At 64.7% G+C, this 13,169-nt stretch carries 11 protein-coding genes; 10 read left to right on the top strand and 1 reads right to left on the bottom strand.

From position 1 onward, the window contains the following. Nucleotides 1-206 precede the first annotated feature (206 nt). From ligD to EJ072_RS34910, 8 genes are all read left to right on the top strand, one after another. Complete coding sequence (gene ligD / locus EJ072_RS34950; protein WP_126083306.1) at nucleotides 207-2,699, top strand: DNA ligase D; 2,493 nt, start codon at nucleotides 207-209, stop codon at nucleotides 2,697-2,699. A 219-nt stretch (nucleotides 2,700-2,918) separates the two neighbouring features. Further along, nucleotides 2,919-3,206, top strand: a complete 288-nt coding sequence (locus EJ072_RS34945; RefSeq protein WP_126083305.1) for a GIY-YIG nuclease family protein — start codon at nucleotides 2,919-2,921, stop codon at nucleotides 3,204-3,206. 339 nt (nucleotides 3,207-3,545) lie between these two features. Continuing rightward, the gene (locus EJ072_RS34940) at nucleotides 3,546-4,454 is read left to right on the top strand and encodes a Ku protein (RefSeq protein WP_126083304.1); all 909 of its coding nucleotides are present in this window, start codon (nucleotides 3,546-3,548) and stop codon (nucleotides 4,452-4,454) included. 11 nt (nucleotides 4,455-4,465) lie between these two features. Further along, on the top strand, nucleotides 4,466-5,560 hold the full coding sequence (locus EJ072_RS34935; protein ID WP_126083303.1) for a tetratricopeptide repeat protein: 1,095 nt from the start codon (nucleotides 4,466-4,468) through the stop codon (nucleotides 5,558-5,560). Nucleotides 5,561-5,805: 245 nt separating this feature from the next. Next, on the top strand, nucleotides 5,806-6,459 hold the full coding sequence (locus tag EJ072_RS34930; protein ID WP_126083302.1) for an alpha/beta fold hydrolase: 654 nt from the start codon (nucleotides 5,806-5,808) through the stop codon (nucleotides 6,457-6,459). Between the two features lie 170 nt (nucleotides 6,460-6,629). Further along, nucleotides 6,630-7,403 carry an exodeoxyribonuclease III gene (xth, locus tag EJ072_RS34925; protein ID WP_126083301.1) on the top strand — a complete coding sequence of 258 codons (774 nt, stop codon included), beginning with the start codon at nucleotides 6,630-6,632 and terminating at the stop codon, nucleotides 7,401-7,403. Nucleotides 7,404-8,082: 679 nt separating this feature from the next. Beyond that, nucleotides 8,083-8,214 (top strand): hypothetical protein, encoded by a 132-nt coding sequence (locus tag EJ072_RS37435; RefSeq protein WP_281059930.1) that lies wholly within the window; start codon nucleotides 8,083-8,085, stop codon nucleotides 8,212-8,214. A 27-nt stretch (nucleotides 8,215-8,241) separates the two neighbouring features. After that, nucleotides 8,242-9,390 carry a hypothetical protein gene (locus EJ072_RS34910; protein WP_126083300.1) on the top strand — a complete coding sequence of 383 codons (1,149 nt, stop codon included), beginning with the start codon at nucleotides 8,242-8,244 and terminating at the stop codon, nucleotides 9,388-9,390. Between the two features lie 140 nt (nucleotides 9,391-9,530). Here EJ072_RS34910 and EJ072_RS34905 read toward each other — a convergent pair whose 3' ends face one another. Beyond that, nucleotides 9,531-9,632, bottom strand: a complete 102-nt coding sequence (locus EJ072_RS34905; protein ID WP_112130457.1) for a putative RiPP precursor — start codon at nucleotides 9,630-9,632, stop codon at nucleotides 9,531-9,533. Between the two features lie 381 nt (nucleotides 9,633-10,013). On the opposite strand from EJ072_RS34905, the gene EJ072_RS34900 reads away from it, so the two are divergent. Then, on the top strand, nucleotides 10,014-12,029 hold the full coding sequence (locus tag EJ072_RS34900) for an amidase (RefSeq protein ID WP_126083299.1): 2,016 nt from the start codon (nucleotides 10,014-10,016) through the stop codon (nucleotides 12,027-12,029). An 86-nt stretch (nucleotides 12,030-12,115) separates the two neighbouring features. Beyond that, nucleotides 12,116-13,096 carry an IS5 family transposase gene (locus tag EJ072_RS34895; protein ID WP_189343170.1) on the top strand — a complete coding sequence of 327 codons (981 nt, stop codon included), beginning with the start codon at nucleotides 12,116-12,118 and terminating at the stop codon, nucleotides 13,094-13,096. Nucleotides 13,097-13,169: the final 73 nt, after the last annotated feature.

Genomic DNA, 13,169 nt, shown 5'->3' with positions numbered 1-13,169 from the left:
CCTCTCTGTCCTGCCGGACATCTCCCCCTCAAGGGGGGAGATCAGATGTCGCCGCCGGTTTCGCCAATCGCCACCGTTGCAAGAGAGGTGCCGGCGCTCAAACTGCCAATCTCCCCCCTAGAGGGGGAGATGTCCGGCAGGACAGAGAGGGGGGCGAAGGAACTCGGCGTTCGTCGTATTCCATTGCGTTCTTCGGCGCCTGATCCATGCCCGCCAACCTCAAACCCTACCGCGCCAAGCGCGAATTCTCCCGCACCCCCGAGCCCGCGGGCGGCCTCGCCTCTGAGGGCTCCAACCGCTTCGTCGTCCACAAGCACCACGCCACCGCCGATCACTACGACATGCGCCTCGAAATCGGCGGCGTGTTGAAGAGCTGGGCTGTCCCGCGCGGCCCCTCGCTCAACCCGGCCGACAAGCGGCTTGCCGTCGAGACCGAGGACCACCCGATCGAATATATCGACTTCGAGGGCGTCATCCCCGAAGGCGGATATGGCGGCGGGCCGATGATCGTCTGGGACACCGGCACCTGGGCGCCGATGGAGGATGTCGACAAAAGCCTGCGCAGCGGCGCCTTCAAGTTCCGGCTGGCCGGCCAGAAGCTCAATGGCGGCTGGATGCTGACGCGCCTGAAGCCCAAGCCCGGCGAGGACGAGAGCAAGAAGAACTGGCTGCTGTTCAAGGAGCGCGACCTCGCTGCCGATGCGAAACGCGACATCCTGAGCGAGCGGCCCGAAAGCGTGAAGTCCGGCCGCCGGATCGAGGAACTGGGGGCGCCGCCGAGGAAGCGGGAACGTCTGCCCCCGAAGCCGGGTTCGCTGAAACCAGGCTCGCTGCCCGGCGCGGTCAAGGCCGCGCCGCCGAGCCGCATCGAGCCGCAGCTTGCCACCCAGGTGCCGAATCCGCCGGGCGGCGAGGGGCCGGCGGAGAACACGGGCGAGCTCTGGCTGCACGAGATCAAATTCGACGGTTACCGCACCATGGCGCATGTGACGGATGGCGAGGTGCGGCTGATCACCCGTGGCGGCATCGACTGGACGAAGCGCTATGGCGATCTCCCGCAGGCCTTTTCGCGCCTGCCGGTCGCCCAGGCGATCATCGACGGCGAGATCATGGTGCTCGACGACAGGGGAATCTCGCGCTTCGCGCTGCTGCAGGACGCGCTGGCCGAAGGCGCAGGTTCAAAGCTGCATTTCTACGCCTTCGATCTTTTGCATCTCGACGGCTGGGACCTGCGCAAGGCGCCGCTCATAAAGCGTAAGGCGCTGCTTGCCGAGCTCCTCGCCGGCCAAGCCGCCAATGCCGCCATCCAGTACAGCGACCATGTCGAGGGCGACGGGCAGGGTCTCTACGATCAAGCCTCGGAGCTGGGGCTCGAAGGCGTCGTCTCCAAGCGCGCCGACGCCATCTACATGAGCGGCCGCGCCAAGAGCTGGACCAAGGTGAAGGCGCAAAAGACGGATGATTTCGTCATCGCCGGTTACACCGTCTCCGACCGTGCCGAAGGGTTGGCCGCGCTCGGCATGGCCGAGTTCGAGAACGGTGAGCTGCACTATCGCGGCAAGGTCGGCACCGGCTTCGACCGCGACATGGCGACCGAGCTGCTTGCCAGGCTGGAGCGGCTGACGGCCGGCGCCAGCCCGCCGGAAGGCGTGCCGCGCGAGATCATGCGCGAGATGCACTGGGTGAAGCCGCTGCTGTCGGCGCGCGTGCGCTATTCGAACCGCACCGCCGACAATGCGATCCGCCACGGCGTCTTTCGCGGCCTGCGCGACGTCGGCGGGCTGACCACGCCGGCGCCGGTGAAACGCAAGCGGCTGATCGCCGAATCCGACCTCGCCACCATCTGGGTGACCAATCCGGAGCGCCGGCTGTTCGGCAAGACCGGGCCGACAAAACTCGACATCGCCGTCTATTACGCATTGGTCGGCGATTTCATGCTGCCGCATATCATCGGCCGGCCGGTGTCGCTGGTGCGGTGCCCGACCGGCAAGCCGCAGGACTGCTTCTTCCAGCGCCACGCCTTCACCGGCATGCCGCCTTCGGTGGCGGTGTTCGAGAGCGTCAATTCGGAAGGCGAGACGAAAACCTATCTTTCGGTCGAGGACGCCAAGGGCTATCTGGCGCTGGCGCAATTCGGCGTCGTCGAGTTCCATACCTGGGGCACGCACCGCACAAAACTCGACAGGCCGGACCAGATCGTCTTCGACCTCGACCCGGGCGAGGGGATTTCGTGGCGCGAGGTGGTCGAGGCGGCGGTCCACATCAAGGGCGGGCTGGAAAGCCTCGGCCTGGTGCCCTTCGTGAAGACCTCCGGCGGCAAGGGCATCCACATCACCGTGCCGGTGACCCGAAAGCAGAACTGGAAGAAACTGCACCAGGCGAGCAGCGCCATTTCCACCTTGCTCGCGGCAAGCGCGCCCGACACCTTCACCACCACCATGGGCAAGGAGAACCGCAAGAAGCGCATCTTCATCGACTTCCACCGCAACGCCCGCGGCCACACCTCCGCCGCTCCCTATTCGCTGCGCGCCCGCACCAACCTGCCGGCCTCGACGCCGGTGAGCTGGACAGACCTCGAGACCATCGACGCGCCGGAGGACCTGAACTACGCCTCGCTGCCGGGCCTGCTGGAGACCTCGGGCGATCCCTGGGCTGAGATCGATGAGGCGGCGCGGGATTTGCCGGTGGTGGAACGCTAGTTCCTCGCCCCCACGGAGTGGGGGAGAGGTGGCCGCGTAGCGGCCGGAGAGGGGGCCGCGCCGGCTTGAGAGGGCAGCGCAAGCGCTAGGATTTCGTCATCCTAGGGCGGAGCAAGGAGCGAAGCGACGCGCGCAGACCCTAGGATCCATGCCGTGACATTGGCCTTAGGCGCGTCCAGAAGAATAGCCACCAGAACCAGCGGCAATTAGAATCGCTCGATGACAGGTTACGTGTATATGACCGCGAGCCAGAAAGGCGGCACGATCTACATCGGTGTCACCAACGACCTCGCGCGTCGGATGCCCGAGCACAAGAACGGCCAAGGCTCGCGTTTCACCAGCCGCTACGGCGTGCAACGTCTAGTCTGGTACGAGGAATACTTCAATATCGCCGATGCCATACAGCGCGAGAAATCGCTCAAGCGCTGGCCACGAAAATGGAAGATCGAACTGATCGAGAAGACCAATCCAGAATGGTCCGAGCTCTTTCGCGGGGCGGGCTGGTAAGCGATCTGCACCGTCGCGGCGCTCGCATGTCACGGCATGGATCCTAGGGTCTGCGCGCGTCGCTTCGCTCCTTGCTTCGCCCTAGGATGACGAAGCTTCGGGGCTTCGGCTAATCTCCAGCGTCTCAATCCACTCCATCGACGCTTCCTACAATTTGAACTATCCTCCGCGCCAACCGGCCTCAGAAAACACTTCGCTAGGAATTCGGCAGTACCATCACGGGTCGGTGTAGGATTTCCGCAGCCTCAATCGTCCTACGGACGAAGCGCTGCAAGAGCATGATCGCGACAGGACCATGCTCCAACATAGTGTCAGTGCATGGCCGCGTAGGAGTTCATCATGGCGCCCAGGGCAAGTTGGAAAGGTTACCTCAAGCTCAGCCTCGTCAGCTGTCCGGTCCGGCTTTACCCGGCCACCAGCGCGAGCGAGCGCATCTCGTTCAATCAGCTGCATAAGAAGACGCACAACCGCATCAACATGAAGCCGGTAGATCCCGAGCTTGGCCTGGTCGAGCGGTCGGATCTGGTGCGGGGCTACGAATATGAGGACAAGCAGTACATCATCATCGACGACGCCGATCTCGACGCGGTCCGGATCGAATCCAATCACACGATGAACATCGAGGCCTTCGTCGATGAGGGCGAGGTCGATGTCATTTACCAGGACTCGCCCTATTATCTCGCGCCCGACGGCGCCATGGCGGAAGAAACCTTCGCGGTGCTGCGCGAAGCCATGCGCAAATCCGGCAAGCTGGCGATTGCGCGGCTGGTCCTCTCCAGCCGCGAGCGCGTGGTGACCATCGGCGCGCGCAAGAACGGCATGTTCGTCTGTACCTTGAGGAACCCCAACGAAGTGCGCGGCACGGCTGAATATTTCGGCAACATCCCGGCCGGCAAGCCGGATCCGGAAATGCTGGAGCTTGCCATGGCGCTGATCAAGCAGAAGCAAACCCACTTCGATCCGAAGAACTATGAGGATCGCTACGAGGTGGCGCTGATGGCGATGATCCGCGAGAAGCTGAAGGGCCACAAGCCGATCATTGCGGCGGCGCCCGAGCGCGGCAATGTCATCAACCTCATGGATGCGCTGAAGGCCAGCCTGTCGCAGCAGGCCAAGCCCCCGGCCAAGTCGAAGAGCAAGGCCGAGGAAGCGCCCGCAAAGCCCGCCAGTAAGACGGCTGCCGGCGGTGCACCTGAGAACCCGCTGAAGGCGAACCTGTTGAAGGCCGTCGGCAAGAGCAAGAAGTGACGGGAGGGCCGGTGATCGTTCCAGGCGCCGTCTTCGGCGTCGTCGGCGCGCTGGCCGCCTTTCCGCTGCGGCTCGCCGCGCGCGAGGTCGAGCGCCGCCATGCGGAGCTGAGGCGCGGCGTCACCCGCCGCACCACTCATGTCGTGTTCGGTCGCGCGCTTCTGGCCAAGGCGAAATCCGGCGACGCCGAGATCGAGCGCCGCGCCAAGGCCGAACGCGAAGCTGGCCGGCAACTCATCAGCGAGAACGGTTTCCTGCGCCTGCTCGGCCTGATGAAGGCGCCCGACGCCTCGTCGCTGTCCCGGCAATCGCTGATCGACCAGTCGCGGCTTGCGGGCGGCGATCTCGACATGCTCTCGCTGTTCGACGCTTTCGAGCATGACGGCGAGCCTTATTCCTTCCGCGACCTGATCCTGGCTCGCAAATATGCCGGGCTGATCGCCAGCGGCGCCACCTGGGGCGCGATCGCGCGATCGGTGCACCGTTCCGGCCCGGTCGCATCGCTCACGGCAAAATCGCTCAATCTCGGCTCGCAGCACGGCCGACGGGACGCGATTTATCTCGAGGATGGGACGAGCGAGCTCGACGGCCAGTTGCTGTTCGACCTCGGCTCGCCGGAAGACGACACGCTGGAAGAGCTCTTCACCGAGGCCGAGATGGCGGAAGAAGAAGAGCGCCATGACGATGCGGCCGCGCTCTACCAGCGCTGCCTGGCGATCGACCCGAAGGACGCCATCGCCGCCTTCAACCGCGCCAACTGCCTGCGCGGCGCCGGCCGGATCGCCGAAGCGGCGCATGACTATGCCCGGGCGATCAAGCTCGACCCCGGTTTCGTCGAAGCCTGGTTCAACCTCGCCGGGCTGATGAGCGACGGGGGCAAGGTGGCGTCGGCAAGGCGGCACCTGCAGAAGGCGATCGCCCTCGACAAGACCTATGCCGACCCGGTGTTCAACCTGGCGCGGCTGGAGTTCGACGCGGGCGATCTGACGGAGGCGCGGCGGCTGTGGGTGCGCTATCTGGAGCTGGACTCGGAGTCCGAATGGGCGCGGACTGCGCAGAAGGGAATCCAGTTCGTGGATTTGCACATGGCGCGCACGGCGGGGTAGCGCTTCTTCCTTCTCCCCCTGTGGGGTCCGAAGGACGGGGCGAGACCCGTGGCTCGCCCCCGGGCGGTGGATCGGCGCGCAGCGCCGAGACGGATGAGGGGTGTTGGAAGGAATGAGGCGCTGGTGACCTTGTCGCAAGTAAGGATATTGGCGGACGTATCCGCCAAGCTGGAGCACCCCTCATCCGTCCGAGCTTCGCTCGGCCACCTTCTCCCACAAGGGGAGAAGGCGAGGTTGGCGCATCCATGACCCACTTCCTCTTCGACGGCTTCGACACTGCTCCCGTCACCATCCTGCTCGCCCATGGCGCCGGCGCGTCGATGGACTCGCCTTCGATGACCGCCACCGCCAAGGCGCTCGCGGCGGCCGGCTTCCAGGTCGCGCGCTTCGAGTTCCACTATATGGCCGCGCGCCGCTATGGCCACCGCAAGCCGCCGCCGCGCGCCGAGACGGTCAACCCGGAATATGTGAAGGCGATCGCCGATCTGCGCGCCAAAGGCGTGACCGGCAAGCTGATCATCGGCGGCAAGTCGATGGGCGGCCGCGTCGCCTCGATGGTCGCCGACGAGATGTTTGAAAAAGGCGAAATCGTTGGTCTCGCCTGCCTCGGCTACCCGTTCCATCCGCCAGGCAAGCCGGAGCAGTTGCGGACAAAGCATCTCCTTGACCTGAAGACGCCGGCACTGATCTTCCAAGGCACGCGCGATGAGTTCGGCGCCAAGGAGGAGGTCGCGACCTACGGCCTTTCCTCGGCGATAGAGATGATTTGGCTGGAGGACGGCGACCACGATCTGAAGCCGCGCAAGGCGATCTCGGGTTTTTCGACTGCGGATCATTTGAAGACGGTGGCGGAGACAATGGTGGCTAAGTTCGCGCAGCCCTCGGCTTCGTCATCCTAGGGCGAAGCAAGGAGCGAAGCGACGCGCGCAGACCCTAGGATCCATGCCGTTACATACGAGCGCTGCGACGGGGCAAAATTCTTCTCCGCCGCGTTCCACGGCGAAGGTCACGGCATGGATCCTCGGGTCAAGCCCGAGGATGACGAGGCGCGAAGCGGCGGCATCCAAACATGAAACTCGCCACCTTCAACATCAACAACATCAACAGCCGGTTGGAAAACCTGCTCGCCTGGCTCGCGCGGGCAAAACCCGATGTCGTCTGCCTGCAGGAGCTGAAATCCCGCGACACGCAGTTCCCGCTGACCCGGCTTGCCAATGCCGGCTATGGCGCGGTGTGGAAGGGCGAGCCGACCTGGAACGGCGTCGCTATCCTAGCGCGCGGCGCCGAGCCCGTGCTGACGCGCGACGCGCTGCCCGGCGACGATGCCGACCGCCAGGCCCGCTACATCGAGGCCGCGGTCGACGGCGTCGTCATCGCCTGCCTCTACGCGCCGAACGGCAACCCGCGGCCGGGCCCGAAATTCGACTACAAGCTCGCCTGGCACCAGCGCTTCGCCGCGCATGCGACCGATCTCCTCGATACCGGCCTGCCGGTGGCGCTTGCCGGCGATTTCAACATCGTGCCCGAACCGCGCGACATCTATGAGACACGCTCTTATGACGACAACGCGCTGGTGCAGCCTGAAAGCCGCGCCGCCTTCGCGGCACTGATCGAGCAGGGCTGGACGGACGCGCTGCGCAAGGTTTTTCCCAGGGAAGAAAAACTCTACACCTTCTGGGATTACCGCCGGAACCGCTGGCCGCGCGATGCCGGATTACGGCTCGACCACATCCTGCTGTCGAAGAAGCTGGCGCGGAAACTGAAAGCGGCCGGTATCGATCGCGAGCAGCGGGGAAGGGAAAACCCCAGCGACCATGCGCCGGTCTGGGTGGAGTTGGGCTGAGAAACAGAAATCCCCGCCGTGGCGGGGATTCTTGAAAGATCAGGCTTTGGGGCTCTCGATCACTGTGGAGCCGGCGAACCGGCCACAATCGCCGAAAGCTTGCCCCTGCGGACGAACTCAGGCTTCACATATGTCTTCTTCATATCAGGATGTCCCCTATCGATAGATGCTCAAAATGGCGGTGATTTCAGCGTCAACCCGGCGTGGGCAAAGAACCCGCCACAATCGCCGAAAGCTTGCCCTTGCGGACGAAAACAGGCTTCTCGTAAGTCTTCTTCATGCGATTGCTCTCCTCGAAAATCACAGCGGATAATCTCATACGACGAGTTCCTGTCAAGTAAGCGGCCAGGACGGGCCGTTCTGTTTCTGGGGACAGCGTTCTACTGAAGCAACCGCCGCCCAATAGTGTGATGGTCGCGGCGGCTGGAGCCGGGTTCGGAATATATCGCCGGGAGGATCTATCGAGGCACATTTATCGCCTCTCTGTGATGTCCGGCACTTAAAGCGCGTCGCGATCTTTCAGATTCGCTCCATGCGCTTTAGGTTTTTGATTTTACGCATGTCTTTATCCCGAAACCGGTTCCCACTTTCGAGAGACATGCTTTAGCCACGGCGGAAGGCTCGGCTAGGATGTTGGCCGCCTGCCGCCATCGGACGGCGAGAGGCGCGGGGGAGACCGATGAAGAGACCGACTGACAGGCTGCCGGCGCTGGCGATACTGATCGGCGGCGTTACCTGTTTCGCCAAGTTCCGGGACAGCGGCGCCGGCAATCGGTTGCGCGGCCAGGAGCGCGGCGCCTGTGGCTGCTAACGCTCTTGTCCTTTCGTCTCGGCTCTCGTGGTTGCGGGGGCCATCGCGCTCATTGCGCTCGCCCTACGCCGGCGCCGCAAGCGGCGCAAGCTGCGCCGCAGCGCCGATCCCGCGCACGATTATCAGGCCCGCGCCAATTGGTCGGCAAGCGACCACGCCTTGAATTACTCGTCCTTCGTCTTCATGGACGTCGACGGCGACGGCAGGTTCGGCGAGGCCGACCGGCCGATGGGCGGCATTGTCGTACGGGTGTTCGACGACAAGGGCGCGTTTATTACCTCGGCCACCAGCAACAGCTCCGGCTTCGCCAACTTCCTCATGTCGACCGGAAAGCGGTGGGCAAGCCTCCGCGCGCCTGGACTCTACCGGTTTTCGGTGTCCGTCCCCAAGGGATGGCGCGTCAGCACGGGCAATGAGAGCCAGATGTTGCGGCTGGTCGAACTGCCGGGGTCGCCCGCCGGCCTGGTGGGAGAGGATCTGCCTGGACTTGTCGGGCTGGTCCCGGGGCGCAGCCTGCGCGGCAAGACCCCGGCATCGGCGCAGGTGACATTGAAGGTGATGGGCAAGGGCGAACTGCTGCAGACCATGCCGCTTGCGGCAGGCAGCTTCCACTTCGACCTCCCGGACGTGGCCGACACACTGGAGATTTCGGGCCCGGATATCGGGCGGCGTCTGGCGCTTTGTCCCTATCCGACCGACCTCGGCGAACTGAGGCCGGACGCAATCGCCGACGAGGCCGTGCTGTCGCGGATCGGGTTTGACGACGTCACATCACTCGACTTCAAGAAAGTGCCTTCCGGCCATGCCGGCCTGGAGTGGCGCAACATCAACGCCATCGCTAGAAACTACGTCAAGGAGAGCGAAGGCTATCTCAACGGCAGCATCCGGGGCAACCACGCAGCCTATACCAGCAGCGGCCACCCAGCCGAGTTCGGCGGCAGCACACCCTTCGGCTTTCATTCGGTCATGTTGACCGCCGCCTGGCTGAGATCGGAAGGGGAGGTGGCGCTGATTGAAAGCTGGCTGGGCGACGAACTCGTCGCCAGCGATGAGGTGGTGCTATCGGCATTGGCGCCGGTTCACTACGCGCCCATGCTGAAGGCTGTGACGCGTGTGCGCGTTTCCACCAGGCACCACTGGCAGCTCGTGCTGGACGATCTAGTGCTGGCGCGCTGAGCGGCGTAGACACCCTTTGGCATTTCGGCGGACTGCCATCGGCATCTTGTCCCGGCAATGGGGCCGGAAGAGGCCGCACGCCGTTCTGGAATTCCATCACGCCAAGGAATGTTTGCTCCTTCTTCGGCGGATGCCTTGCATTATTGCGGCGGGTTGGACAACACCACAGGCGCATTCGCGGCGGTGATCGCCCCAAGCCTGCCTCTAAGAACCAAAGTGGGCTTCTCGTAGACTTTCTTCATGCCAAGCTCTCCTGCAAAATCCCTGCCGGATGATCCCATAACATCGTGTGCTGTCAACCAATGCGCCTTCCATTCAGTCCAGCTATTCCTGGGCAATGTGGCTTTCCGCGCACAGTCGTGGGCCGGCAGGGTCCGTAAGGTTCTCTATCGAGCCACATTCTTCGCCTCGATGATGTCCCGCACTTAGTCTTGGCAAAGCTCGGCCGTCTCCCCCGCAGGGGGTCAGCAGCATGCGCCGGCTTACACTTCAGCCCGGAAATTGGCGAAAGCGATCGTGACATCAATCTCCCCCCTTGCGGCGGAGATGCCCGGCAGGGCAGAGGGGGTGTGACGGAACGCGGCCCTCGATCGGTTCCGGCCGCCAAGTCCAAGGTACGTGCCATGCCCACCCTCCACCTCGTCGAAGCCTCGATCGCCGACCTGCGCCGCGCGCTGGAGGACGGCACCGTCACCAATGTCGAGCTGGTCGCGGCCTATCTCAGGCGTATCGCCCATTACGACCGTCACGGCATCGCGCTGAACGCCGTGCCTGTCCTCAACCCGGACATGTTCGCGGAGGCGGAAGCATCCGATCGGCGCCGCCGCGCGGGCGAGGCGCTCGGACCGCTCGACGGCATCCCCTACACCGCCAAGGACAGTTACAAGGCGAAGGGCCTGACGGTGGCCGCCGGCTCGCCGGCCTTCGAGCATCTCGTCGCCACGGAGGACGCCTTCACCATCGCCCAACTGCGCGCCGCGGGCGCGGTGCTGATCGGCCTCACCAACATGCCGCCGATGGCCAATGGCGGCATGCAGCGCGGCGTCTATGGCCGCGCCGAGAGCCCGTATAACAAGGATTTCCTCACCGCCGCCTTCGCCTCCGGCTCGTCCAACGGCTCGGGCACCGCGACCGCCGCCAGCCTCGCCGCTTTCGGGCTCGGCGAGGAAACCTGGTCGTCCGGCCGCGCGCCCGCCTCCAACAATGCGCTCACCGCCTACACGCCCTCGCGCGGCGTGATCTCGGTGCGCGGCAACTGGCCCCTGGTGCCGACCATGGATGTGGTGGTGCCGCATACGCGCAGCATCGCCGACATGCTGGTGCTGCTCGACGTGATCGTCGCCGACGATGCCGAGGCGCGCGGCGATTTCTGGCGCGTCCAGCCCTGGGTGGATATCCCGAAAGTCTCGACGCTGCGGCCGGCGAGCTACACCGCCCTTCCGTTGCAAGGCGCGCTAAAGGGCAAGCGGCTGGGCGTGCCCAAAATGTATATCGGCAAGGATGACGGCGCCGACAGGCCGATCGAGACGCGCGCCTCGGTGCTGGAGCTTTGGCGGCAGGCGGCGCGCGACCTGGAAGCGCTCGGCGCCGAAGTGGTCGAGGTCGATTTCCCCGTCGTCTCCAACTACGAGCGCGATCGTCCCGGCGCCCGCTCCATGGTCGACCGTGGGCTGGTGCCGCCGGAATTCGCCGAGCGCGAGATCTGGGACCTGTCGATCTGGTCGTGGGACGATTTCCTGCGCGCCAATGCCGACCCGGCCATCCCCGATCTTGCTTCGGTCGACGGCGCAAAGATCTTCCCGCAGCCGCCGGGCGCGTTGCGCGACCGTTACGGCGAGGCCGATTTCGATCTGGCGCAGTATGTCGAGCGGGCGAAGCGGGGCGTGGCGCGACTGGAAGATATCCCAGCCATCGGGGAAGGCCTGAAAGGCCTCGAGGCAACGCGCCGCGTCGACTTCGAGGAGTGGCTCGATGCCAACCGCCTCGATGCCGTGGTGCTGCCGGCGGTGGCCGATGTCGGGCCGGCCGATGCCGACGTGAACGAGGCCTCCGCCCGGCTCGCCTGGCGCAACGGCACCTGGGTCGCCAATGGCAATCTTGTCTGGCGGCATCTGGGCATCCCAACGGTGACGGTGCCGATGGGCGCCATGGCCGATATCGGCATGCCGGTGGGCCTGACCTTCGCCGGCAAGGCCTATGACGACACGGCGCTGCTGATGATTGCCGGCGACTATGAGCGCGCCACCAAGCGCCGCACCGCCCCGCCGCGCACGCCCGCGCTTGCCGATGATGTGTTTGCGGCGGGCAGCGGTGTGAGGAGGGGCGCTAGCGACGCGCCGTTTGCCCTGAAGCTGACTGCCGAAACGGTCCCCGCCGGTGACACCGACGAGATCACGATCGCGCTGGAGATCGAGCGGGCGGAGCCGGAAACGGTCGTGAAAGTCTACGTCAACGGCGAGCCGGTGATCATGCGGGCCGGCGGGAACCGCTACACCGGCCGGATCGTGGTGCCCGCCGCGACGCATCAAGGTTTCCACAGCGTCTGGCGGGGTTCATATGGCTCGATCGTCACGGCCATTGCGAAGTCGCCGGATGGCCGCGCTGCCGGCGCGTATGTTGTGACGGGCGGGATTGGGTAGCACCTCTCCCTTCTCCCTCAGGGAGGGCTTTGCACGGAACTGAGTTGGTGATTCCGTATGTCCGGCATGAAGGGGAGATGATTCGGATGGTCGATCGCGTGCTTGGACAACTGAGCCTTGCGGATGGGCTGGTGTGGTCGGATGTGACGGAGCTTGACCAGATCTCGCGAGTGATCGACTGGGTGCCGATCAAGGCGCTTCTTGGTCAGCGCAGCGGACCAGGACGGGGCAATATTAGCTATCCGGCCGAGGCCTTGCTGCGCTGTCTGCTGCTTGGCGTGTGGAACAATCTCAGCGATCCTTCGCTGGAGGCACAACTGCGCGACCGGCTGTCGTTCCGCCGCTTTGCCGGTTTCAGCCTGTCGGACCCCACGCCGGACCATTCGACGTTGTGGCGTTTCCGCGAGGAGCTGAAGTGCGATGGGCTGATCGACCGGGTGTTTTATGAGATCACGCGGCAGCTTGAGCAGAAGGGGCTGATCGTCAAGCGCGGCACGTTGATTGATGCCTCCTTCATGCAGGCCGCCGCGCGCCCGCCGGCGAAGCCGAAGAAGGGTGAGGAGGCGACGGCGCGGCCATCGGCTGATGGCGAGGCACGTTGGGGACGCAAGGGCAACAAGACCGTGTTCGGCTATAAGGTGCACAACGGCGTCGACGATGCTCATACGCTGATCCGGCGCATGGACTTCACGGATGCATCGGTCACCGATACCGAGCCGGCCGACGGCCTGATCATCGGGGACGAGAAGGCGGCCTATGGCGACCAAGCCTACTACACCCATGCCCGCCATGCCCGGCTGAAGCAGGCCAGCATCAAGGACCGGCTGATGCACAGAGCCAACAAGCACCATCCGCTGACGCCGCGTCAGAAGCAGCGCAACCGGCTGATCTCGAAGGTGCGGGCGGCAGTGGAGCGGCCGTTTGCAGTGTTCAAGCAGCGCTACGGCATGCGGCGACTGCGCTTCTTCAACCTTGCGACCAACCGGACGCAGTGCATGCTTGCCGGCTGCGGCTACAATCTGCAAAGAGCGGCCGCAGTCCTCTTCCCAAAGAGGAAGCCGGCATGAGGCGCAGTCCGCCCAAAATCCACTGCCAAGGCGGCCTGAGGCCCCAAGAGCGAGGCAAAATAACCCGCCAAAG

The sequence above is a fragment of the Mesorhizobium sp. M2A.F.Ca.ET.046.03.2.1 genome (assembly GCF_003952425.1).
Classification (GTDB): domain Bacteria; phylum Pseudomonadota; class Alphaproteobacteria; order Rhizobiales; family Rhizobiaceae; genus Mesorhizobium.
This window is presented reverse-complemented; position numbering and strand designations above follow the sequence as displayed.